The organism is Aeromonas piscicola, from assembly GCF_000820005.1.
In the GTDB taxonomy this organism is placed as follows: Bacteria; Pseudomonadota; Gammaproteobacteria; order Enterobacterales; family Aeromonadaceae; genus Aeromonas; species Aeromonas piscicola.
On sequence record NZ_CDBL01000090.1, the window covers coordinates 26687 to 50823 of the forward strand.

General features: G+C 59.9%; 21 protein-coding genes. 9 read left to right on the forward strand and 12 right to left on the reverse strand.

Translation table 11 applies throughout. The features are described from left to right. Window positions 1-494 precede the first annotated feature (494 nt). Window positions 495-944, reverse strand: a complete 450-nt coding sequence (gene mioC, locus BN1128_RS23525; protein ID WP_042873502.1) for an FMN-binding protein MioC — start codon at window positions 942-944, stop codon at window positions 495-497. A 374-nt stretch (window positions 945-1318) separates the two neighbouring features. Between mioC and BN1128_RS23530 the strand changes: the two genes are divergently transcribed. From BN1128_RS23530 to fhuB, 5 genes are all read left to right on the forward strand, one after another. After that, the gene (locus BN1128_RS23530) at window positions 1319-3424 is read left to right on the forward strand and encodes a TonB-dependent siderophore receptor (RefSeq protein WP_042873505.1); all 2106 of its coding nucleotides are present in this window, start codon (window positions 1319-1321) and stop codon (window positions 3422-3424) included. 83 nt (window positions 3425-3507) lie between these two features. Further along, entirely contained in the window at window positions 3508-5154 is a 1647-nt protein-coding gene (locus BN1128_RS23535) for a multidrug ABC transporter permease/ATP-binding protein (RefSeq protein ID WP_042873506.1), read from the forward strand. Window positions 5155-5200: 46 nt separating this feature from the next. Further along, window positions 5201-5965, forward strand: a complete 765-nt coding sequence (locus BN1128_RS23540; protein ID WP_042873508.1) for an ATP-binding cassette domain-containing protein — start codon at window positions 5201-5203, stop codon at window positions 5963-5965. 164 nt (window positions 5966-6129) lie between these two features. Further along, window positions 6130-7044, forward strand: a complete 915-nt coding sequence (locus tag BN1128_RS23545) for an ABC transporter substrate-binding protein (protein WP_042873510.1) — start codon at window positions 6130-6132, stop codon at window positions 7042-7044. Then, window positions 7041-9023: a Fe(3+)-hydroxamate ABC transporter permease FhuB gene (gene fhuB, locus BN1128_RS23550; RefSeq protein ID WP_042873512.1), complete on the forward strand. Its 1983-nt coding sequence runs from the start codon at window positions 7041-7043 to the stop codon at window positions 9021-9023. The genes BN1128_RS23545 and fhuB overlap by 4 nt, the downstream gene beginning before the upstream one ends. Window positions 9024-9092: 69 nt before the next feature. Here the strand turns inward: fhuB and mnmE are convergent, their stop codons facing one another. From mnmE to BN1128_RS23585, 8 genes are all read right to left on the reverse strand, one after another. Continuing rightward, window positions 9093-10454, reverse strand: coding sequence for a tRNA uridine-5-carboxymethylaminomethyl(34) synthesis GTPase MnmE (mnmE, locus tag BN1128_RS23555; RefSeq protein WP_042873515.1), 1362 nt, complete (start codon window positions 10452-10454; stop codon window positions 9093-9095). Window positions 10455-10541: 87 nt separating this feature from the next. Further along, window positions 10542-12188 (reverse strand): membrane protein insertase YidC, encoded by a 1647-nt coding sequence (gene yidC, locus BN1128_RS23560; RefSeq protein WP_042873517.1) that lies wholly within the window; start codon window positions 12186-12188, stop codon window positions 10542-10544. Window positions 12189-12193: 5 nt separating this feature from the next. Continuing rightward, the gene (gene yidD, locus BN1128_RS25050; protein ID WP_010635605.1) at window positions 12194-12442 is read right to left on the reverse strand and encodes a membrane protein insertion efficiency factor YidD; all 249 of its coding nucleotides are present in this window, start codon (window positions 12440-12442) and stop codon (window positions 12194-12196) included. Further along, a complete protein-coding gene (gene rnpA / locus BN1128_RS23565; RefSeq protein WP_042037151.1) occupies window positions 12409-12768 on the reverse strand; it encodes a ribonuclease P protein component in 360 nt (119 codons plus the stop codon). The genes yidD and rnpA overlap by 34 nt, the downstream gene beginning before the upstream one ends. After that, window positions 12768-12902 (reverse strand): 50S ribosomal protein L34, encoded by a 135-nt coding sequence (rpmH, locus tag BN1128_RS23570; protein WP_005307156.1) that lies wholly within the window; start codon window positions 12900-12902, stop codon window positions 12768-12770. Before rpmH ends, rnpA begins: the two co-directional genes overlap by 1 nt. 269 nt (window positions 12903-13171) lie before the next feature. Beyond that, window positions 13172-13906, reverse strand: a complete 735-nt coding sequence (locus BN1128_RS23575; protein WP_005319551.1) for an amino acid ABC transporter ATP-binding protein — start codon at window positions 13904-13906, stop codon at window positions 13172-13174. A 12-nt stretch (window positions 13907-13918) separates the two neighbouring features. Further along, window positions 13919-14587, reverse strand: coding sequence for an amino acid ABC transporter permease (locus tag BN1128_RS23580; RefSeq protein WP_156140675.1), 669 nt, complete (start codon window positions 14585-14587; stop codon window positions 13919-13921). Next, window positions 14588-15346, reverse strand: coding sequence for an amino acid ABC transporter substrate-binding protein (locus tag BN1128_RS23585; protein ID WP_005319547.1), 759 nt, complete (start codon window positions 15344-15346; stop codon window positions 14588-14590). Window positions 15347-15656: 310 nt separating this feature from the next. Here BN1128_RS23585 and dnaA point away from each other — a divergent pair, with 310 nt between their 5' ends. From dnaA to gyrB, 4 genes are all read left to right on the forward strand, one after another. After that, window positions 15657-17027 carry a chromosomal replication initiator protein DnaA gene (gene dnaA / locus BN1128_RS23590; RefSeq protein WP_042873521.1) on the forward strand — a complete coding sequence of 457 codons (1371 nt, stop codon included), beginning with the start codon at window positions 15657-15659 and terminating at the stop codon, window positions 17025-17027. Window positions 17028-17110: 83 nt separating this feature from the next. Then, complete coding sequence (dnaN, locus tag BN1128_RS23595) at window positions 17111-18214, forward strand: DNA polymerase III subunit beta (RefSeq protein ID WP_005319542.1); 1104 nt, start codon at window positions 17111-17113, stop codon at window positions 18212-18214. A 2-nt stretch (window positions 18215-18216) separates the two neighbouring features. Continuing rightward, a complete protein-coding gene (gene recF / locus BN1128_RS23600) occupies window positions 18217-19320 on the forward strand; it encodes a DNA replication/repair protein RecF (protein WP_042873523.1) in 1104 nt (367 codons plus the stop codon). Continuing rightward, window positions 19317-21731: a DNA topoisomerase (ATP-hydrolyzing) subunit B gene (gene gyrB / locus BN1128_RS23605; protein WP_042873525.1), complete on the forward strand. Its 2415-nt coding sequence runs from the start codon at window positions 19317-19319 to the stop codon at window positions 21729-21731. Before recF ends, gyrB begins: the two co-directional genes overlap by 4 nt. Window positions 21732-21905: 174 nt before the next feature. On the opposite strand, the gene BN1128_RS23610 is transcribed toward gyrB, so the two are convergent. The 3 genes from BN1128_RS23610 to BN1128_RS23620 form a co-directional block, all read right to left on the reverse strand. Then, the gene (locus tag BN1128_RS23610; RefSeq protein WP_042873526.1) at window positions 21906-22286 is read right to left on the reverse strand and encodes a VOC family protein; all 381 of its coding nucleotides are present in this window, start codon (window positions 22284-22286) and stop codon (window positions 21906-21908) included. Between the two features lie 66 nt (window positions 22287-22352). Beyond that, window positions 22353-23057 (reverse strand): helix-turn-helix transcriptional regulator, encoded by a 705-nt coding sequence (locus tag BN1128_RS23615; RefSeq protein ID WP_042873527.1) that lies wholly within the window; start codon window positions 23055-23057, stop codon window positions 22353-22355. Between the two features lie 71 nt (window positions 23058-23128). After that, the gene (locus BN1128_RS23620; RefSeq protein ID WP_042873529.1) at window positions 23129-24088 is read right to left on the reverse strand and encodes a GlxA family transcriptional regulator; all 960 of its coding nucleotides are present in this window, start codon (window positions 24086-24088) and stop codon (window positions 23129-23131) included. Window positions 24089-24137 lie beyond the last annotated feature (49 nt).

Sequence of the window (24137 nt, forward strand, 5' to 3'; positions counted from 1 at the left end):
TCTGCACGTCTGAAGATCGTTGTTTGCCTGGGCTGAGGGGCGGAACATTCTATCTGTTTCACGCCCTGAGGGGAACGTCTACTTAACGGTCAGTATGGAGGGAGGATCCACTTAATAGATCTTAAGGATCTTTAGATCGATCTTTTATTGGATCTTTTATTAGGATCCACCATTTCTGTTGATAAGCGCTTTTTGATCATAAAGATCATCTGGTTAAAGGCGATCTCAGCTTGTGGAAAAGCTTGGATCCTGGCCCCGTGAACAGGGGGATAACCAGTGCTTTTATACACAGGCGGCTAGCGGGCTGGATCTCATACATGGATAACTATAGGTTTTGCAGAGCTTTACACGGTAGTTATGCACATTACCCCCGGTCGTTGTGGGTAACCATGTAGAACAAGTCGTCAGGATCAATCTGTTAATAACCTGGTGGATAGCGATCTGGGGATAAACGGGGAGATCAAGGCTTTTCTGCCGGATCTCCCAGACCCTGATCAGGCGATCAACGGCATCCAGCCCTGGATCCAGGCTTCTGCTGCATCTTCCGGGATCTCGTGCTGGGTGACATCTATGTCGAGACGATCCCCGATCCGGCTGGCACCGCACTCGGCCAGCAGCCGATCCAGCGTCTTGCCACCCTGGCAAAAGGTGTCATAACTACTGTCGCCGAGGGCGATCACTCCATATTTCAAGGCATTAAGATCCGGATGCTGCTCGGCAAGATCCTTGGCGAAGGGTTGCAGGTTGTCGGGCACATCGCCGGCGCCGTGGGTGGAAGTGACCACCAGCAGGATGGCGTCCGGCTCGGCGAGCACCTCGTCCAGCGTGGCCGGATTGTGGATCTCGGCCTGATGGCCTGCCTGTTCCAGCAGGTTGGCGACGTGGTCTGCGACATATTCGGCGGCGCCCAGCATGGAGCCGACGACGAGATTGAGTTTGGCCATGGAATGGATCCTGAAAAATGCGGAACCCGGATTCTACCGTCAAAGGGTGTGGATAAATATGGATAAAGCTTAGGGATAATGGATCCTCTTTTCTTTTCTTATATAGAGCTGGATCCCTCGCTTTCCTCTTTCCTCCGATCTTTTTAGCAGAGATGTCCCCGTCTGCTCCCCTTCTCTTCTACCCAAAAGCCGTCTGTTTGATACGTTAAGTAACAATGCATATGCAAATGATTGGCAATTATTGAATCGATTCGATCATGGCTCCTGTAGTAGCATGACGCTGCTTTATTCGCCTGAGGAACCGGGCCGACCGGCATGACCGGGCACCAATAATAAGAAACCAGAAACAACTCATTGATATTTGAGACACTTATATGATTGTGCAAAAAAACACCCCAATCGCAGCGATGCGAAAGAGAGGGGCACAGCATCTGCTGCCGCTCTCCTGCCTGCTGGCAAGCCTGCAAGTGCTGGCTGAACAACCGAAAGAACTGCCCAAGGCCAGCGAAACCATGGTGGTCACCGGCACTGCCATGAAGGTGGAAGTGCCCATGGCCGAGACGCCTCGCGCCGTCTCCGTGGTCAATCGCGAGGATCTGGATCAGCGCGCCGTGCAGCAGCTTGACGAGTCCCTGCGCTACCGCTCCGGTGTGCTCACCGGCCTCTATGGCTCCGACAACAATACCGACTGGTTCAAAGTGCGCGGCTTTGATGCCGCCTCCTATCTGGACGGCAACCGCCTGTTCGGCACCGGTTACTATGTCTGGACACCCGAGCCGTTCGGCCTGGAGAGCGTGGAAGTGCTGAAAGGGCCGGCCTCGATCCTCTACGGCGAGGCGCCTCCCGGCGGCGTGATCAATGCCATCAGCAAGCGGCCGACCGCCACCCCGCAGGGGCTGCTGGATCTGCAGCTGGGCAGCCGGGATCATCGCCAGATCGGGGTGGATGTCTCTGATGCGCTGACCGACAACAGCCGCTACCGCATGGTTGCCCTCTATAAAGAGCGTGATGGCGTGCTGGATGGCACCTACAACGATCGCGTCTATCTGGCGCCGAGCGTGACCTTTGATCTCTCGGATCGCACCAGCCTGACCCTGCTGGCCAGCTTGCTGCACGACGAAGGGGTGCCGACCAACGGCTTCTTCCCGGTTTACGGCACCCTCAATACCAGCGGTGGACAGATCGATCCCTCCACCAACCTGAGCCAGCCGGATTACGATCGCAACCGCAATACCCAGATCTCCACCGGTTACGAGCTGGCCCACCAGCTCAACCAGACCTGGGAGTTCAAGCAGAACGTCCGCTTCAACTACAACGATCTGCTGCTGCGTCAGACCTATATCTTCCCGACCTATGAAGGCACCACCGCCTTCCGCGGTCTGGTCTACCGGGATGGCAACACCAAGAGTGCCACCATGGACAACCAGATGGTGGGGTACTGGAACACCGACAGCACGGAACAGACCCTGCTGCTGGGGCTGGATCTGCAGCGTCACATCAATGAAGGCCAGGAAGCCGACAACTACGGCATGGGCTCCATCAACACCATGAACCCGGATTACAGCGGCTTCCCCGGTTTTGATGAATCTACAGCCACCCATCAGAAGAGCACCAAGGGCCAGAGCGGCCTCTACGCCCAGCACCAGGTTCGCTGGGACGATCGCTGGTTGCTGACCGGCGGCGGTCGCTTCGACTACGTGGAGACCCACAACATCAGCGAAGCCAAGGGCAAGAACGAGAAGCAGTATGATCACGAGCTCTCCCTCTCCGGCAGCCTGATGTACCTGGCCGACAACGGTCTCTCTCCTTATATTGCCTACGCCGAGTCGTTCGAGGTGTTGCCCGGGATCGATCCCAACACCAGCGAGTCCTACAAGCCGCTCAAGGGCACCCTGTATGAGACTGGCGTCAAGTACGCGCCCAGCTTCCTCGACGGCTACATCAACATGGCCCTGTTCGATCTGGAGCAGACCAACTCGCTGGTCTCCACCGGTTCAGGCCAGCAGACCCAGGCCGGCGAAGTGACCTCCCGGGGTGTCGAGCTGGAGGGGAGTGTGCAGGCCACGGAGGCACTGCGTCTCACCGCCGCTTACACCTATACCGATGCCAAGACCAACGACACCGGCAAGGGCGATCGCCGTGCCAGCCTGATCCCGCGCCACCAGGCCTCCTTCTGGGGCAACTACAAGGTGCAGCAGGGGCCGGTTTCTGGTCTGGAACTGGGATCCGGCGTGCGTTATGTCGGCTCCAGTGTCGGCATAGGTGCCGTGAATGCGGACTACACCCCCATCTATGGTTCGGCCCAGGTACCGGCCCATACCGTGTGGGATGCGATGATCGGGTATGACTTTGCCAAGAACTGGCGAGCCCAGCTCAACGTCAACAACCTGCTGGGTGATACCTATGTGGCGAGCTGTGACTACTACTGCTACTACGGTGAGCCGCGTAGCGTAGTGGGCAGCATCAACTACCGCTGGTAATAGAGGAGGGTGGGGGCCCAGGCTCCCACCCTCCTTTTTCCCTGCACATTGCTTCTGGCATATCTCTAGAATACCGGTCCGTTATGGAACTCTTGTCTCTGGTTTACCGCCAATATCGTTGGCCCTTCATTGCCATTACCCTGCTCAGCCTGCTCAGCGCAGTGAGCGGGATAGGTGTCATTGCCTTTATCAATCACTCTCTTGTCGAATCCGTCGGTGATCCGCTGCCGGTACTTGGCCAACTGCTTGGCCTGATCCTGTTGCTGCTGGTGATCACTCTCGGCTCTCAATTGGGCCTGACCACACTCGGTCATCATTTTGTCTACCGGTTGCGGGGCCGTCTGCTCAAGCAACTGCTGGATACCGATGTCGCCCGCATTCGCCAGCTTGGCCAGGGGCCGCTGCTGGCGTCCCTCTCCAGCGACATAGGCCAGATCACCATCGCCTTCGTGCGCCTGCCCGAGCTGGTGCAGGGGCTGGTGCTCACCCTGGGCTCAGCCCTCTATCTCGGCTGGCTCTCACCGGCCCTGCTCGGCGTCACAGCACTCTGGGTCACAGTCACCATGGTGGTGGGCTGGCTGTTGGTGAACCGTGTTTATCGCCATCTCTCCCATATGCGTCAGGCGGAGGATCGCCTTTACCAGAACTATCAGGCCATCATAGCCGGCAGCAAGGAGCTGGCGCTCAACCGCGAGCGGGCCCATTTCGTCTACCACCAGCTCTATGAGCAGAACGCCCGTGACTATCGCCAGCAGATCATACGCGCCGACACCTATCACCTGAGCGCGGTGAACTGGTCGAATATCATGATGCTGGGGGCCATAGGCCTGGTCTTCTTCCTGGCCAATGGCCTCGGCTGGGCCAACACCAATGTGGCCGCCACCTTCGCGCTGACCCTGCTGTTCCTGCGCACCCCTTTGTTGCAGGGGATTGGCGCCCTGCCGACTCTGCTCTCCGCCCAGGTGGCGTTCGACAAGATAGCCGCACTGGCGCTGGCCGAGCCGGATCCCGACTTCCCGCTGCCACCGGCACCCCATGCCTGGCAACGCATCCAGCTGGAGCAGGTGAGCTTTCACTATCAGGGGGAGGGTGGCTTCGCGGTGGGCCCCATCAATCTGGTGATCGAGCGGGGGGAGCAAGTCTTCATCATAGGTGGCAACGGCTCCGGCAAGTCGACCCTTGCCATGCTGCTGACCGGTCTCTATCAGCCTGTGTCGGGCCGGATCCTGCTGGATGGTGAACCCGTCACGGATCGCAACGCCTATCTGGCGCTCTTCTCCGCCATCTTCACCGACTATCACCTGTTCCAGCATTTGCTGGGGCCGGAGCCCAAGGCCGAGCTGGTGGCCGAGTGGCTGGATCGGTTGCAGATGGGCAGCAAGCTCGCCATAGAGGACAATTTTATCGCCGATATCGACCTCTCCCAGGGGCAGCGCAAGCGGGTCGCCCTGCTGCTGGCACTGGCCGAGCAGCGCGAGGTGATGCTGTTTGATGAATGGGCTGCGGATCAGGATCCCCAGTTCCGCCGCATCTTCTATCAGCTGCTGCTGCCGCGCCTCAAGGCAATGGGCAAGACGGTGATCGCCATCAGCCACGACGATCACTACTTCCCGCTGGCCGATCGTCTGCTAGAGATGCGCCAGGGCCAGCTCACCGAGCTGACCGGTGAACGGCGCGAGCAGGTCAGCCAGGATGCCGTCGCCCATCTGGATTGCGAGGTGCCGGCTTGATGCCGGCCCCGATGAGACTGGCATCAGGCCAGCACAGGAATTGCTTATGTTTGAGATGAAAGCCGCCAGCTTCGCGGTAAACGACCGCCAGTTGCTGCACCCCACTGACCTGCGTTTCGAGCAGGGACAGGTCTATGGCCTCATAGGCCACAACGGTTCCGGCAAATCCACCCTGCTCAAGTTGCTGGCGCGCCAACAGCCCCTGAGCGAGGGTGAGATCCTGTTCGATGACAAGCCGCTGCAAGCGTGGGGCAACCGGGACTTCGCCCGTCAGGTGGCCTATCTGCCCCAGCATCTGCCGAGTGCCGAGAACCTGCTCGGGCGCGAGCTGGTGGAGATGGGCCGCTATCCCTGGCGCGGCCTGCTTGGCCGGATGGGGGCGGAGGATCAGCGTCAGGTCGACAGGGCCATCGCCCTCACTCATACCGAACGCTTTGCCGATCGGCTGGTGGATACCCTCTCCGGTGGCGAGCGGGGGCGGGTCTGGCTGGCCATGCTGCTGGCGCAGGAGAGCCGCTTCATCTTGCTGGACGAGCCGCTGGCAGCGCTGGATGTGGCCCATCAGGTGGAGGTGCTGACTTTGGTCAGGCAACTCAGCCGTCAGCTCAACCTCGGCGTTATCATAGTCATCCACGACATCAACATGGCTTCCCGCTTCTGCGATCGGCTGGTGGCGCTGCACTCGGGTCGTCTGCTTACCCATGGCGAGCCAGAGCGGATCATGACCAGCGAGACCCTGCACGCCATCTATGGCATCTCTATGGAGGTCATTCGTCACCCGGCCCATGACCACGCCATCGCCATCGTTTAGATAAGGCTTGTTATCCCGATGAGTTTATTTGTACCCATATCACTGCAGACTGGCGAGACCCTGCACTCCATGTACCATGGCATCCCGATGGAGGTCATGCGCCACCCGGCTCATGCCCATGCCATCGCCATCATCTAGCCGGGACAGCTATCTTGATATCTTCATTGAAAAGGGCTGGCTGGCTGCTCTGCCTGCTGGCTCCATTGGGATTGCAGGCCAGTCCGGCGAGCCAGAGTGCCACCACCGATACCGCTCGGCCGAGTGAGCACACACAGGTACCACGGATTGCCACCGTCGACTGGACCATAGCCGAAACCCTGCTGGCGCTGGGGGTGACCCCGCTGGCGGTGGGGGATGTCAGCGCCTACCGCGCCTGGGTCGGCGAGCCGCTGCTGCCGGCCGATGTGGTGGATATAGGCCTGCGGGCTCAACCCAATCGCGAGCTGCTGGCCGAGTTGAAACCCGATCGCATCCTCATCTCCCCGCTGGCGGCGCCGCTGGCGCCGACCCTGTCCCGCATCGCCCCCGTGCAGTCCATCGCCCTCTATGATCCGCAAACCGATCTGTGGCAGCGGCTCCATGAGGCGACCCTGACCATAGCTGCGCTGGTGAACAAAACGGCCGAGGCGAACGTGCTGCTGACAGATTTGAATCGGGATCTCGAGCAGATGAAACAGACCCTGCCGGTGGAGCTGCCGCCCCTGCTGGTGGTGCAGTTTATCGATGAGCGCCATGTGCGGGTGTTCGGCCGCCACAGCCTGTTCGAGGCCGTGATGCAGCGACTCGGCCTGCGCAATGCCTGGCAGGGAGAGACCAATGCCTGGGGCTTCTCGGTGGCCAGCATAGAGCAGTTCATGGCGCTGCCAGCCGCGCGGCTGGTGGTGGTGGATCCCATCCCGGTCGGGGTGAGCGAGCGGCTGCAGGAGCCCGGCCTGTGGCAGCATTTGCCGCTGGTGCAGCAGGCCCCGGTACTGCATCTGCCCGCGGTCTGGAGCTTCGGTGGTGTGCTCGCCGCCCGCCGCTTTGCTAGCCTGCTCAACGAGGCATTGCAGAAGGATGCCAGCGGAGATAGCCAATGAAACATTTATTCCCATCCCCGCTGCTGCGGCCTGCCTTGATCCTGCTGGGGCTGACCCTTTCGCTCGCTTGCTGGGAGCTGGCCAGCCAGGTGCCGGGTGCGCTCTGGTGGCAGACCCTCTTTGCGCCCAATCTGGATGATGCCCGTCAAGCCGTGGTCCATTTCAGCTGGTTGCCCCGCTTGACGGTGACCCTGCTGGCCGGAGCCGCCCTCGGTCTGGCCGGCACCCTGATGCAGCAGGTGCTGCGCAACCCGCTCGCCTCGCCGACCACACTGGGGGTGGCCTCCGGTGCCCAGCTGGCGTTGATGATGGTGACCCTGTTTGCCCCCTCCTGGCTGCTGCTGGGGCGGGAGTGGATCGCCATGGCCGGTGGCAGCCTCGCCATGGCGCTGGTGTTCGCCCTGGCCTGGCGCCGTCAGCTCAATCCTGTGGTCATCGTATTCGCGGGACTGGTGATTAACCTCTATCTGGCGGCCATCAGCATGGGGCTCTTGCTGTTCTTTCAGGAGGAGCTGAAGGGGCTGCTGGTGTGGGGCAGTGGCTCCCTGGCCCAGAACAGCTGGAGCGGAGTGAGCTACCTGCTGCCACGGCTGCTGGTGGCGGGGGGGCTGGCGGCTGTGCTGGTGCGCCCGCTGGCGGTGCTGGAGCTGGATGATGCCAGCGCCCGCAGTCTGGGGGTCTCCCTCCAAAACTTGCGACTGGCGGGGCTTGGCTTGGCGGTATTTGTCACCGCCTGCGTGGTGAGCGTGGTGGGGCTGATCGGTTTCATCGGGCTGGCGGCGCCAGCCATGGTGCGGTTGCTGGGGATCCGTCAGCTCGGCCAACGGCTGTTATGGGGGCCAATCCTGGGGGCTCTGCTGCTGACGGCCACCGATCTGCTGCTGCAGACCCTGAGCAATGTCTGGCCCGTGCTGATCCCGACCGGTGCCATGACGGCATTGCTGGGGGCGCCGCTGCTGCTCTGGCTGATCCCGCGGCTGGCCCTGAAGTCCGGCGCGCCTAAGGGGGCAAGCGGCCTGTCGGTCGCACGGCATCCGGCCCCGACTCGGCTGCTCACCTTGCTGCTGCTCGGCCTGGGGCTCGCCATCATAGGCTCCCTGCTGGTCGGGCAGGGGATGGCTGGCTGGAGCTGGCCGAGCTGGCTCAGGTGGCAGGCCCAACTGGAGTGGCGGCTGCCGCGCACTCTGGCGGCCGGCGCCGCCGGTGTCTTGCTGGCGCTGGCGGGCACCCTGCTGCAGCGGGTCAGCAACAACCCCATGGCGAGTCCGGAACTACTGGGGGTGAGCGGCGGTACCTTTATGGGGGTGATAGCGACGGCCTTGCTGCTGCCGGCTTTGCCGTTGCCCATTATGCTGTTGGGCGGCCTGCTCGGCGCCTTCGCTTGTCTCTTGCTGCTGGTGCTGGTCAACCGCAAGCACGGCTTCCAGCCGGAGCGGATCCTGCTGTCCGGCATCGCCATCACGGCGCTGTTCGAGCCGCTGCAGGCCATAGCGCTGGCCAACGGCGACATGCGGGTGCTGCAGCTGCTCTCCTGGATGTCCGGCTCCACCTATTACGTTACCCTGCCGGTGGCCTATGGGCTGGTGGCACTGGCGGTATTGATGCTGGCAGCCTGCCTGCTCATCAGCCGCTGGCTCGATCTGCTGCCGATGGGGTCGGCGCTGGCGACCGCATTGGGCATTCGCCTCAACCGGGCCCAGCTCGCCATACTGCTGCTGGTGGCCGTGCTCACCGCCAGCGCCACCCTGGTGGTGGGGCCGCTCTCCTTCGTTGGTCTGCTGGCCCCGCACATGGCCAAGCTGATGGGACTGGTGCGGGCCCGTTGGCACCTGCTCGGTGCCGCCGCTTCCGGCGCCCTGCTGATGGTGTCGGCGGACTGGATCGGCCAGCAGATCCTGTTCCCGCAGGACGTGCCGGTCGGGCTGGTCTCCACCCTGTTAGGGGGCGCTTACTTCATGTGGTGCCTGCGCCGGCTCTAGGTTGGAGGATAAAAAACGCACAAAAAAGCCCGGAATGAACCCGGGCTTTTCATTGTCTGTCGTACCGGTTTATTTACCGATGCAGAAGCTGGAGAAGATGCGGCCCAGCAGATCGTCAGAGCTGAACTCGCCGGTGATCTCGGACAGGGACTCCTGCGCCAGCCGCAGCTCTTCGGCCACCAGTTCCCCGGCGACATAGATTTCCAGCTGATCCTTGGCCACCAGCAACCGCTCGGCGGCGCGCTCCAGCGCATCCAGGTGGCGGCGGCGAGCCATGAAGCCCCCCTCAGTGTTGCCCTGGAAGCCCATGCAGGCTTTCAGGTGCTCGCGCAGGGCGGGCAGCCCCAGTTCTGTCTTGGCGGAGATGCGGTAGACGGCGTGGCCCAGCTCACTGCGAGGAGCCAGATCTTCGCCGGTCAGGTCTGCCTTGTTGCGTACTACCGTGAGGCCGATGTTTTTTGGCAACCGATCAACAAATTCCGGCCAAATTTCCCGCGGGTCGATCGCATCGGTTGTTGTGCCATCCACCATAAAGAGCACTCGGTCGGCCTGCGCTATCTCGGCCCAGGCGCGCTCGATGCCGATCTTTTCCACCTGATCCTGGGTATCGCGCAGACCGGCGGTGTCTATGATGTGCAGCGGCATGCCATCCAGATGGATGTGCTCGCGCAGCACGTCGCGAGTGGTGCCGGCGATCTCGGTGACGATGGCTGACTCGCGTCCGGCCAGGGCGTTGAGCAGGCTCGATTTGCCTGCGTTGGGACGACCGGCGATCACCACTTTCATCCCTTCCCGCAGCAGGGCGCCCTGTTTGGCTTCACTGCGCACGCCGTCCAGCTCAGCCATGATGGCGTAGAGATCGCCTGCCACCTTGCCATCGGAGAGAAAGTCGATCTCCTCGTCCGGGAAGTCGATGGCGGCTTCCACATAGATGCGCAGCCGGATCAGGCTCTCCACCAGTTGCTGGATTTTGCTGGAGAACTGCCCCTGCAGGGAGTGCATGGCGCTGCGGGCGGCCTGCTCGCTGGATGCTTCAATCAGATCGGCGATGGCTTCTGCCTGGGCCAGATCCAGTTTGTCGTTCATGAAGGCGCGCTCGCTGAACTCGCCGGGACGGGCAGGGCGCAGCCCCTTTATTTGCAGGATACGGCGCACCAGCATGTCCATGATGACGGGGCCACCGTGACCTTGCAGCTCCAGCACATCTTCGCCAGTGAAGCTGTTAGGGGCTTTGAACAGCAAGGCTATGCCCTGATCCAGCGGTTGGCCTTGCTCATCCTTGAACGGCAGATATTCGGCATAACGGATCCGGGGAAGCTTGCCGAGCACTATCTCGGCGACCTGTTCGGCGGCGGGGCCTGAGACCCGGACTATGCCAACGCCGCCACGGCCGGGCGCGGTGGCCTGGGCCACGATCGTATCTGTTGTCATCTTGCTTGGCTCGTATGTTCGGTAATTGGGGACATTGTAATAAAAAAGGCGGCCCGAAGGCCGCCTCTTTTGTCATCAGGGGGAAGATCAGGTGCGGGTATGCAGCCCTTTCTTCTCAAGCTGACGATAGATGATGGTCTGCTGGGTAATGGAGATGACGTTGCTCACCAACCAGTACAGAGTCAGGCCAGCCGGGAACCAGAGGAACATGAAAGTGAAGATGATCGGCATGAACTGCATCACTTTCTGCTGCATCGGGTCTGTCACCGTGGTCGGGCTCATCTTCTGCAGATACCACATGGAAGCACCCATGAGGATTGGCAGCACGAAGAAGGGGTCCTTCACCGACAGGTCGGTGATCCACAGGGTGAACGGCGCGTGACGCAGCTCAACGGATTCCATCAGGGCCCAGTACAGGGCGATGAAGATCGGCATCTGGACCAGAATAGGCAGGCAGCCACCCAGCGGGTTGACCTTCTCCTTCTTGTACAGCTCCATCATGCCCTGAGACATCTTCTGGCGATCGTCACCGAAGCGCTCACGCAGTGCGGCCAGCTTGGGCTGCAGCATGCGCATCTTGGCCATGGAGGTGTATTGGGCCTTGGTCAGCGGGAACATGATGCCGCGTACCAGCAGGGTCAGCATTATGATGGCCAGACCCCAGTTCTGGACGAAACCGTGGAACACGGTCAGCAACCAGTGCAGCGGTTGGGCGATGAACCAGAGCCAGCCGTAGTCGACGGTCAGGTCGAGGTGGTTTGCCACCTTGGCCATCTGGTCTTGCAGCTTGGGACCCACCCACAGCTTGCTGGCCACTTCGGTCTGCTGGCCGGCAGCCACGTCTACCAGCGGCGCCTTGTAGCCAATGATGGCCTGGTCTTTACCAGGGATCACGCGGCTGTAGAAGCTGTTGGTATCGTCGGCATTCGGTGCCCAGGCAGAGACGAAGTAGTGTTGCAGCATAGCGACCCAACCACCCTTGGTGGTCTTGTTCAGGTCGGCATCCTTCATTTCGTCGAAGGTGTACTTCTTGTAGCGGCTCTCTTCGCTGGAGAAGGCGCCACCACGGTAAGCACTGGCTACCATGGCGTGACCTTCCTGATCCTTGGGCGTGGTCACGGTCTGCTTCAGCTGACCGTAGAACTGCACCTGGACCGGCTCGGCGGATTTGTTGTCGATCTTGTAATCGACGCCAATCGCATAGTCACCGCGCTTGAGCACGAACTCTTTGGTGAAGACCACACCCTTGCTGTCGGTCCAGGTCATCGGCACGACGACTTGATCCTGACCATCGGCCAGCTGGTAGCTGGTCTGAGTGGCTTCATAGGTGGGACGCCCCTGGGCCTGGCTGTCAGGACCATCGCGACCTACCAGGCCGCTCTGGGCGACATAGAGGCGGTCAGGTTGACTGGTCAGCAGGACGAAGGATTGATCCTTGCCTTCTTCCAGCTTGTGGGCCAGCAGCTCGGCAGAAACGATATCACCGCCCTGGGTGTCCAGGGTCAGCTTGAGCACGTCGGAGGAGACGGTGATCAGCTTGCGTGCGGCGTTCGCGTTGGCTTGCTCGGAAACCTGAGGAATATCACCGGTCTGACCGGCTTCAGGTACGAAATGTTCGGTTTGGGCCACGGTAGTCGGGGCCGGCTTCGGAGCCTTATCAGACTCCCACTGTTGCCAGAGCAGAAAGCTCACGAACAGCAAACCGATCAGGATGAGATTGCGTTGTGATTCCATAGTCTTCAGTTTCTTCGCTTTGGTTGCGGAACCGGGTCATAACCACCCTCGGATAAGGGATGGCATTTTAATAGACGTTTGCTGGCTAACCAAACGCCTTTTATGAAACCGTGAAGTCGGATTGCTTCTATCGCAAATTGGGAACAAGTTGGCGTGAAACGGCAGCGCGGCCCGAGCAGAGGGCTAATGATTAGCTGATACAGGCGTATCAGTTTGACAGCTACCCATTGCAACGGCGTGACAGAGTGCGCCATAGCTTTTCCAGTAACTTGAACAGCTCCTCGTTATCCATCTCTTTGACGCCGCCCTTGGCGATCACGACTATGTCGATAGCGGGCAGGTTGGCTTGATTGAGACGGAAGCTTTCCCGGACCACTCGTTTGACACGATTACGCCAGACGGCACGCTTGAGTGCTTTTTTGGGCACAGCGAGGCCAAGACGGGGATGTTCGAGGGTATTGGGACAGGCGAGAAGAGTAATTTGCGGAGAAGCGGCCCGGACAGGCTCGGCGAAAACGCGTTTGAAGTGTTCGGGAGTTAACAGACGTAACTCCCGAGAGAAGGTGTGCGGCGTTGGCATTAAACTACCAGACGGGCACGACCCTTGGCACGACGAGCGGCCAGAACTTTACGACCGTTGGCAGTTGCCATGCGGGCGCGGAAACCGTGAGAGCGCTTGCGCTTCAGGTTGGACGGTTGAAAAGTACGTTTCATGATTCGATTCCGTATTTCTGTACAGTTTTGATTGTCACACTTAGCCGACGCGCCAGCTATAGCGTGTGACGACTAGCAAAAGAGGCCGAATTCTAAACAGAGTTCGGCTTTTAGTCAATCCGCCGTTCCCTCTCATCTTGTCCTGACTCATCAATAAGCAGGAGAAGCTGACAGGATCCAGAGGATCAAGGGCTCCGGATTATACTGGCAACCCGGGGTTAAACAAGGATCCTCCAATAAAAAAGGCGGCCAGGCCGCCAAAGAGAGAGCTATTTAAGTACTTTTCGCAAGAACTCCCGGGTGCGGGGATCCTTGGGATCGACCAATATCTGATCCGGCGGGCCCTGTTCCACGATCCGGCCCCCCTCCATGAAGATCACCCGATCGGCAACATCACGAGCAAATTCAATCTCATGGGTCACCACCACCATGGTCTGGTGCTGGCGTGCCAGCTCCTTCATCAGGCCAAGTACTTCGTCGACCCACTCGGGGTCGAGGGCCGAGGTGGGCTCATCGAACAGAATGACTTTGGAGTGAGCCGCCATGGCGCGGCCGATGCCGACCCGTTGCTGCTGACCGCCGGAGAGAGACGCCGGGTAGGCATCCTGCTTGTCGGCAAGCCCTATGTCCTTGAGGATGCCGAGGGCTGTGGCGCGGGCCTCTGCCTTTGGCTGCTTCCAGACGGTGATCAGCCCTTCGGCTATGTTGTCGAGCGCCGTCTTGTTGGCGAACAGGGCGTAGTTCTGGAACACGAAGGAGGCGCGCTTGCGCAGCTCTATGGCCTGCTGCTCGCTGGCGTTTGCCAGATCCAGCTGCAGATCATCGATGGCAAGGGTGCCTGCATCCGGTGTCTCAAGCAGATTCAGGCAGCGCAGCAGAGTCGACTTGCCGGTACCGGAGGGGCCGATAATGACCACTATCTCCCCCTTCCTGACTTCCAGATCTATGCTGTTGAGCACCTTGTTGCCGTGAAATGCCTTGGAGAGGCCGGTTAATTTGATCATCGCAGACTTCCTTTAATAGGCTCGGTTCAGGTGCACTTCCAGCAGGTGCTGCAAGCGGGTGAAGATGATGACCACCACCCAGTAGACCAGGGCCACCGCCATGAAGCTCTCGAAGAACTTGAAGGAGGAGGAGGCTTCCATCTGCGCCTTGCCCATGATCTCGGCCACTCCCAGGGTGAACGCCAGCGAGGTGCTCTTGATCATGTCGATGAAGTAGTTCATCAGCGACGGGGTCGCTATGCGGGCCGCCTGCGGCAATATGATCCGCCGCATAGCCTGATAGCGGCTCATGCCGATACTGAGCGCCGCTTCCATCTGACTCTTGTGAATACTCAGGATGGCGGCACGGATCGACTCGGCCATATAGGCGGCGAAGTGCAGGGTCAGACCGACGATGGCGGCGGTAAAGGCATCCATTCCCACGAAGACGGGAAACAGTTGCGGCAGTCCGTAGTAGAGCAGGAACAGCTGGACGAGCAGGGGCGTACCTCGAAAGAACGAGATATAGAGCATCGCCAGCCAGTGGATAACGGGGATGTGAAACACCCGTACTATCGCCAGGGTCAGCGACAGCACGAGTGCCAAGACGAATCCCCACAGGGCCATTTCCATCGTGGTGCTCAGGTATTTGAGCAGGATGGGGAACAGCCCTAGGGTGTACTCGAGGTCAAATTCCATCATTTATTTGTCGGTGATGTCAGCTGCGAACCATTTCTCGGAGATTTGACGCAGGGCACCATCTTTGCGCATGGCGGTCAGGGCGTCGTCGACCTTCTTCAGCAGAGCCTGCTTTTCAGGCGTCTTCAGGAAGGGCAGGGCGTTCTCAATGGTCTCGAACGGTGCGCCAGCCTGTTGCAGCGGCAGCTTGGATTCCTTGATCAGCTGGGCGGTGGAGACGCGGTCCATCACGAAAGCATCGATACGACCCAGGGCGACATCCTGCTCGAAGCTGGAGTCATAGGTGCGGATATCGATCTTTTTGTTCGGATCGTTTTTGCGCAGCAATTCTTCGAAGTTGGAACCCAGGTTAACGGCGACCGTCTTGCCTTCCAGATCCTTGATGCCGTGGATGGTGCTGTTGCCCTTGCGGACTACTATCTGGGCGCCGTCATAGACGTAGGGCTGGGAGAAGGCGTACTTGGCCTTGCGCTCGTCGGTGATGGTGATCTGGTTGGAGATGGTATCGACGCGGCCGGTTTCCAGCATGCCAAACAGGCCGGAGAAGCTGGCGGTAACGAACTCGACCTTGTAGCCGGTGCGCTCACCTATCTGGTTCCACATATCCACCTCGAAGCCCTGCAGCTTGTCCTGCTTGACGAAGGTGAACGGGAAATACTTGCCGGACATGCCGACCTTGATGGTTTCCTGGGCGATGGCTTGACCGGACAGGGCTGCCAGCAGAATGGCGGCACCGGAGACCAGCTTGATGGATGATGTCATGGGATTCCTCTCTCTGTTGTTCTGTATTTTTAGTTGTAATCACTGGATTTGCGCTGATGTTATTGGAATAAAAGCCAAAGAATAAATGATATTTGGTTATATAAAATAACCGGTTCAGGTCTGGATCTTTGGTGCCATCCAGGATGGATCAGGCTGTGGGTAACTTTGGGGATGAAATCAGATCCATCGGTGCTGGATCCTTGAAAGTCAAGGATCTTATTTGCTGGATCCGCGAGGTGGCGGCTAGAGATCCAGCCGCTAAAAACGTAGAATAGCCGGTCTTTAGTTAATCAATTGACGGGAGTTTAGAGTGACTGCTTCGCTATGGCAGCAGTGCCTTAACCGGCTGCAAGATGAGTTGCCCTCGGCAGAATTCAGCATGTGGATCCGGCCGCTTCAAGCGGAGTTGAGTGACAATACTCTGACCCTGTATGCACCGAATCGCTTTGTTCTGGACTGGGTACGAGACAAGTATCTCATCCGGGTTAACGGCATCATCAATGAACTCTGTGGGGTCGATGGCCCCACCCTGCGTTTTGATATAGGTAATCGTCCCCATCCCGTTGCGATCGCAAGAGCGCCGGCGCGGGGTGCTGCGCCTGTGAATAACTTGCAGAAGAGCTGGGAAAGCAAGGCTGAAGCCAAGCCTGAGCCGAACCACAAAAGCAACACCAACGTGAACTATACCTTCGAGAACTTCGTCGAGGGCAAGTCCAACCAGTTGGCCCGCGCGGCTGCCCGTCAGGTAGCCGACAACCCGGGTGGCGCTTACAATCCTCTGTTCCTCTATGGCGGCACCGGCCTGGGCAAGACCCACCTGCTGCACGCCGTTGGCAACGCCATCAAGGAGCGCAAGAGAGACGCCAAAGTCATCTACATGCACTCCGAGCGGTTTGTGCAGGACATGGTGAAGGCGCTGCAGAATAACGCCATTGAAGAGTTCAAGCGTTATTACCGTAGCGTCGATGCCCTGCTCATCGATGACATCCAGTTCTTCGCCAACAAGGAGCGCTCCCAGGAGGAGTTCTTCCATACCTTCAACGCGCTGCTCGAAGGCAACCAGCAGATCATCCTGACCTCGGATCGCTATCCGAAGGAGATCAACGGTGTCGAGGATCGCCTCAAGTCTCGCTTCGGCTGGGGCCTGACGGTGGCGATCGAGCCGCCGGAGCTGGAGACCCGCGTCGCCATCCTGATGCGCAAGGCAGACGAGAACCAGATCCATCTGCCTGACGAAGTGGCCTTCTTCATCGCCAAGCGTCTGCGATCCAACGTCCGTGAACTGGAAGGCGCCCTCAACCGGGTGATCGCCAACGCCAACTTCACCGGTCGTGCCATCAATATAGATTTCGTGCGCGAAGCGCTGCGGGACTTGCTGGCGCTGCAGGAGAAGCTGGTCACCATAGACAACATCCAGAAGACGGTGGCGGAGTATTACAAGATCAAGCTGGCGGATCTGCTGTCCAAACGCCGCTCACGCTCCGTTGCCCGTCCACGTCAGCTGGCGATGGCACTGGCCAAGGAGCTGACCAACCACAGTTTGCCGGAGATAGGTGATGCCTTTGGTGGCCGTGACCACACTACCGTTCTTCATGCCTGCCGCAAGATCGAGCAGCTGAAGGAGGAGAGCCACGACATCAAGGAAGATTATTCCAACCTGATCCGAACCCTTTCCTCCTGATAACAACGGTGAGTGGACAGATGCAGCGCGAATATTCCAACCTGATTCGAATCCTTTCGTCCCGATAACAACGGAGAGCACAGATGCAGCTCGAAATTAGCCGTGAGGCCCTGTTACGTCCTCTGCAACTGGTGTCCGGTGCCCTGGGTGGCCGGCCGACCCTGCCGATCCTCGGCAATGTCCTGCTTGATGTCAGCCAGGGTCTGCTGTCGCTGACCGGGACTGACCTGGAAGTTGAGATGATAGGCCAGGTCTATCTCAATAATGAGAGCCAGGATGGCCGTACCACGGTGCCGGCGCGCAAGCTGCTGGATATCTGCCGCGGTCTGCCGGAAGGGGCGGATATCCGCCTCAACACCGAAGGCGAGCGCCTGATCATCCGTTCCGGTCGTTCCCGTTTCAACCTGTCGACCCTGCCGGCCAGCGAATACCCGAATATCGAGGATTGGGAATCCGTGCTCGAATTCGACATAGGCCAGCTGGAGCTGAAGAAGCTGATCGATGCCACCCAGTTCTCCATGGCCAGCCAGGACGTGCGTTACTACCTGAACGGCATGCTGTTCGAGAGCGAGGGCCACGGCCTGCGTACCGTTGCGACCGATGGTCACCGTCTGGCGACCTGCCGTCGTGAGGTAGTGGAAGAATCGCTGCCCGATCATCAGGTTATCCTGCCCCGTAAAGGTGTGCTTGAGCTGGTGCGTCTGCTGGAAGCGGAAGACAAGCCGGTACGGCTGCAGATCGGTCGCAGCAACCTGCGCGCTGCGCTGGACGGCTTTATCTTCACCTCCAAGCTGGTAGATGGTCGCTTCCCGGATTGGCGTCGGGTGATCCCGCGCAACAGCGACAAGGCCCTGATCGCCGGTCGTGAGGATCTGCGTCAGGCGTTTGCCCGCGCGGCCATCCTCTCCAATGAGAAATTCCGTGGGGTGCGTCTCAATCTGCAGGAAAACCTGCTGCGCATTACCGCCAACAACCCGGAACAGGAAGAAGCCGAAGAGCTGCTTGACGTACAATACGAGGCCAGCGAGATGGAGATAGGTTTCAACGTCTCTTATGTGCTGGACGTGCTGAATACGTTAAAATGTGACCAAATTCGGATTAGCCTGAGCGATTCCATCAGCAGTGCCATTATTGAGGATTTTGATCATCAGGATGCTCAGTACGTGGTGATGCCGATGCGGATCTAGTCGTGGCCCTGGTCAAACTCCAGCTCAGCGACTTTCGCAATATCCAGCAGGCCAGTCTCAAGCTGTCCCCCGGCCTCAATATCCTGGTCGGGTGCAATGGCAGCGGCAAGACCAGCGTGCTGGAAGCCATTCACTACCTTGGTCTCGGTCGCTCCTTTCGTACTCACCTGACCGGGCGGGTCATCCGCCAGGGGGAGCGGGCCTTTACCCTGTTTGCCCAGTGCGAGCTGGAGGGGCGTCAGGTGCCCATCGGACTCGCCAAGGACAAGAGTGGCGAGACCCAGCTCAAGATCGCCGGGGCCCAGGCCCAGCGACTGGCCGATCTGGCCGAGCTGTTGCCGGTGCAGTTGATCCATCCCGATGGCTTCAACCTGCTGACGGGTGGGCCCCAGGCTCGCCGGGCCTGGCTGGACTGGGGTGTCTTCCATCAGGAACCGACCTTTTTCTCCCTGTGGGGACGAGTGCGGCGTCTGTTGAAACAGCGCAATGCGCTGTTGCGCCAGAGCAGCCAGTATCGCCAGCTGGCGTTCTGGGATCAGGAGCTGGTGCGGCTCGGGGGTGAACTGGCCGAGTTTCGCGCCAGCTATTGTCAGGCCATTACGCCCCTGATCAAGGAGATGACGGCAGATTTTCTGCCGGAATTCGACATCAGTCTCGGTTTCTATCGGGGCTGGGAGAAAGAGACTCCCCTCGGCGACTTGCTGGAGGCGGGGTTTGAGCGGGATCGTTCGCTGGGTTACACAGGGGTAGGCCCACAGAAGGCTGATGTGCGACTCAAGGCGAACGGTGTGCCCGCTCAGGATATTTTGTCCAGGGGTCAGCTGAAGTTGTTGGTCTGTGCCATGCGACTGGCCCAAGGGCTCTATTTGAATCAACATAGCAGCCGTGGCTGTATTTTTTTAATTGACGATTTTGCCTCTGAACTGGATGTCGACAAGCGCCGCTTGCTGGCCGCAAGGCTGAAGCAGTGTGCGTCCCAGGTGTTTATCACCGCCATCGATACCGGTCAGCTCGCAGACATGATGGATGCGAATGACTGCAAGTTGTTCCACGTGGAACAAGGCAAGATCTCCGAAACGTTAGAGAAGGCAGAGAGTAAGCTATGAGTGAAAATACTTACGACTCCTCGAATATCAAGGTACTGAAGGGCCTGGATGCGGTCCGCAAGCGCCCGGGGATGTACATCGGCGATACGGATGATGGCTCAGGTCTGCACCACATGGTGTTTGAGGTCGTCGATAACTCCATTGACGAGGCTCTTGCTGGCTACTGCACCGATATTCTGGTCAAGATCCATTCCGACGGTTCCGTTTCCGTGCGTGACAACGGCCGGGGTATCCCGGTAGACATGCACGAGGAGGAGGGCCGCTCCGCCGCAGAGGTCATCATGACCGTGCTGCACGCCGGCGGTAAGTTCGATGACAACTCCTACAAGGTGTCCGGCGGCCTGCATGGCGTGGGCGTCTCAGTTGTTAACGCCCTCTCTGACAAGCTGTTGCTGACCATACGTCGCAACGGTCATGTCTACGAGCAGACCTACCACCTGGGTGAGCCGCAGGCACCGCTCAAGCAGATTGGCGACAGCAGCAGCGGCACGGGTACCGAGGTGCGCTTCTGGCCGAGCCCGATCATCTTCACCGATACCCTGTATCACTACGAGATCCTGGCCAAGCGTCTGCGCGAGCTCTCCTTCCTCAACTCCGGTGTCTCCATCCGTCTGCAGGACGAGCGGGACGGCCGCGAGGTGCATTTCTGCTACGAGGGCGGTATCAAGGCATTCGTTGAATACCTGAACCAGAACAAGACCCCGATCCATCCCAAGGTGTTCCACTTCTCCACCGAGCAGGACGGCATCGGCGTCGAAGTCGCCATGCAGTGGAACGATGCCTATCAGGAAGGGGTTTACTGCTTCACCAACAACATCCCGCAGCGGGATGGTGGTACTCACCTGGTGGGTTTCCGTACCGCGCTGACCCGTACCCTCAATACCTATATGGACAAAGAGGATTACAGCAAGAAGGCCAAGTCGGCCGCCAGCGGCGACGACGTGCGTGAAGGTCTGATTGCGGTCATCTCGGTCAAGGTGCCGGATCCCAAGTTCTCCTCCCAGACCAAGGACAAACTGGTCTCTTCCGAAGTGAAGACCGCCGTTGAACAGGCGATGGGTGAGAAGCTCGGCGAGTTCCTGCTGGAAAACCCGGGCGATGCCAAGATAGTGGTCAACAAGATCATCGATGCGGCCCGTGCCCGTGAAGCGGCGCGCAAGGCCCGCGAGCTGACCCGCCGCAAGGGTGCGCTGGATATCGCCGGCCTGCCCGGCAAGCTGGCCGACTGTCAGGAGAAAGACCCGGCCCTCTCCGAACTCTACATAGTGGAAGGGGACTCTGCTGGCGGCTCCGCCAAGCAGGGTCGCAATCGGAAGAACCAGGCCATACTGCCGCTCAAGGGCAAGATCCTGAATGTGGAGAAGGCCCGTTTCGACAAGATGATCTCCTCGCAAGAGGTGGGCACCCTGATCACAGCCCTGGGCTGCGGTATCGGTCGTGACGAGTACAACCCGGACAAGCTGCGTTACCACAACATCATCATCATGACGGATGCGGACGTCGATGGTGCGCACATCCGTACCCTGTTGCTGACCTTCTTCTATCGTCAGATGCCGGAGATCATCGAGCGTGGCTACATCTACATAGCCCAGCCGCCCTTGTACAAGGTCAAGAAGGGCAAGCAGGAGCAGTATCTGAAAGACGAAGATGCGCTGCTGCAGTACCAGACCGCCATGGCGCTGGATGGTGCTACCCTGCATGTCAACGAGTCTGCGCCGGCTATCGGTGGCGAGGCACTGGAGCGTCTGGTCAACCAGCACCGCGCCGTGTCTCACCTGATCACTCGCATGTCCCGCCGCGCTCCGGATGCCGTGCTGACCCAGCTGATCTATCAGCCTGAGTTGAACGAAACCCTGCTGGCCAGCGAAAGCGATCTGCTGGCCTGGTGCCAGGGGATGGAAGCCGTGCTCAACGAGAGCAACCATGGTATCCAGTACCAGATCCAGGTTCGCCGCGACGAAGAGCGTAGTCTGTTCGTGCCGCACGCAGTGGTGCGTCAGCACGGGGTCGACCGTGAATACGCGATCAGCTACGACTTCCTGCAGTCCGGTGAGTACCGTCAGCTCGTGTCACTGGGCAAGGAGATTGCCAACCTGATCGAGGAAGGTGGTTTCATCAAGCGTGGCGAGAAGGTCAAGCCGATTGCCAACTTCGTGGAAGCGGTCGACTGGCTGATGAGCGAAGGCAAGCGCGGCATCTACATCCAGCGCTATAAAGGGCTGGGCGAGATGAACCCGGACCAGCTGTGGGAAACCACCATGGATCCGGAAGCGCGCCGCATGCTGCGCGTCACCATCGACGATGCCGTTGGTGCCGACCAGCTCTTCTCCACCCTGATGGGTGATGCAGTCGAGCCTCGTCGTGACTTTATCGAGACCAACGCCCTGCGGGTCGCCAACCTCGACGTCTAATCGACGTAGTCAGTCAGACAGCAAAAAGCCGCTCCTTGTGAGCGGCTTTTTTACATATGTAGTCAGCGGAATTGCGTTATCCCCGGGCCCTAGATTATCTCGGCTCGTTATGGATGTTCCACGTGAAACATCGCGCCCTCCGACCATTGCCAACCAAACCCTTGTGGCTGTTTATCATGTGCCCAGTTCGGGTGCCAGGCAGTAGAGACGCAGCCGATGCCCATCAGGATCGAGTGCCATGCCGGTGTAGCCAAACTCCAGTCGGATCGGCGTTTGGGTGATGGTGAGGCCACGAGCCTGCCATTTCGCAAACTCGGCATCGACGCTGGCATCATCTGGCAGAGGGAAGGCCAGCTCCATGGCACCGGCTCCTTGCGTGACCTTGGGCTCAACCGTGGCACTGGACCAGAGCGCCAGCCTGGCGCCAGACTCGAACACGAACATGGCGAAGGTGGGGGACTCCTCCACTGGCGAGCGACCAAACAGCTCGCGATAGAAGCGGGTGCTGCGAGCCGGATTGGCGACATAGAGGATGGTGAACTGGGGGACAAGCATGGTGACGCTCCTTGTTTTGGGGATGGCGCATCTGCGCCGACCCCGTCAGCATGGCGCTACCTGCTGTCAGTTTCTGTCAGCAATGAATTGTGGTTGCGGGATCTGCTGGGTGGCGCGCCACTCCTTGAGCAGGATAGCCCGGCCTTTGGGATAGCCGATCTCCTCCAGCTTCAGCCGGCTGATGCGATCCACCCGGAAATGGCGAAAGTCCTGCCGCAGCTCGCACCAGGCCACCAGGACTCGCACCTGCTCGAAATAGCCGAGGGCAAATGGCCAGACGGTGCGCTCGGAATTCGCTTCCCTCAGATCGCGGTAGCTCAGGGTTATCTTGCGCTGCTGACGGATGGCACTGCGCAGGGGGGCCTCATCGGTGCAGGCGTCGCTGCGGGATGAGCCGATCAGCAGGGTGTTGGCATGGAGCTGCTGGCGATACTCGGCGGGCAGCACGGCCTCTATCTTGGCCAGCGCACTGCGGGCTCCGGCACTCAGGGCGCTGTCGGCGTGTTCGGCCACCCAGCGGGAGCCCAGCACCAGGGCTTCCAGCTCCTCTTCGCTGAACATCAGCGGTGGCAGCATGAAGCCGGGGCGCAGCACATAGCCGATACCGGGCTCACCCTCGATATGCGCCCCCTGAGACTGCAGGGTCGCTATGTCCCGGTAGAGGGTGCGCAGGCTGATGCCGAGCCGGCTGGCCAGCTCTGTGCCTGTGATGGCGTAACGGTGACCGCGCAACAGCTGGAGCAGGGCCAGCAGGCGTTCGGAACGGGACATGGCATGGCTCCTTGGGATCTGCGGTTAGGGTGCCATGTTTGGGCGAGCCGGAACAGGGTGAGGTGTGAGGCTTATTCCCTGCTGCCACGAAAAGATCGCCGCCATTCGCTCGGCGAAACCTCGAAGCGGGCCCGAAAATGCTGGCGCAGTGAGGTGGCTGTCTTGAAACCCACCAGTTCAGCGATGCGTTCTATGGGATGGGTGCTGGCTTCCAGCAGCTCCTGGCAGCGCCTGAGGCGCTCGATCAGCAGCCACTCTCCAACGGAGAGGCCGGTGGCCTGATGAAAGCGGCGGGTAAAGGTGCGACGACTCATCAGACTGTGGGCCGCCAGGCTGTCGAGGGTATGCGGCTCCGGCAGGTGGGCTCGCAGGTGATCGAGCAGCTGATTCATCCTGGCATCCCGGGTAGAGGCAGAGACCGGCTGCTGGATGAACTGGGCCTGGCCACCTTCCCGGTGGGGCGGGATCACCAGCCGTCGTGCCACCTGGTTGGCGATGGCACTGCCATGGTGCTGGCGTACCAGATAGAGGCAACAATCCAGTCCGGCAGCTGTGCCCGCCGAGGTGACCAGCCCCTCGTCATCCACATAGAGGGCGTTGGTATCGAGCCGCACGCAGGGAAAGCGGCGGAGGAAATCCTGCTCGTACTCCCAATGGGTCGAGGCCTTGCGTCCATTGAGCAAGCCGGCATAGGCGAGCACATAGGTGCCGAGGCAGAGTCCCACCACCTGGGCCCCTCTGGCATGAGCCGCCATCAGGGCATCCAGCAGTGGCTGGGCCGGGCGTTCTGCCGGGTCGCGCCAGAAGGGAATGACTATGATGTCCGCCTCGGCCAGGGCTTCCAGCCCGTGAGGCGCCTGGATGCTGAATCCCTGTGTCGAGTGCGAGCTGGCCTTGCCATCCCCGGCACAGAGCCTGAGTTCGAACAGGGGCTGACCCGGCAGTATGTCGCCGAAGATGAGGCAGGGCACTGAGCAGTGAAAGGGGCTGAAGTGGTCGAAGGCCACGATGGCAACTCTCGGGATGGGCATGACGCTGGCCTCCTTTTTGCGCGATGAGCAACCATGATAAGCGCTGGCA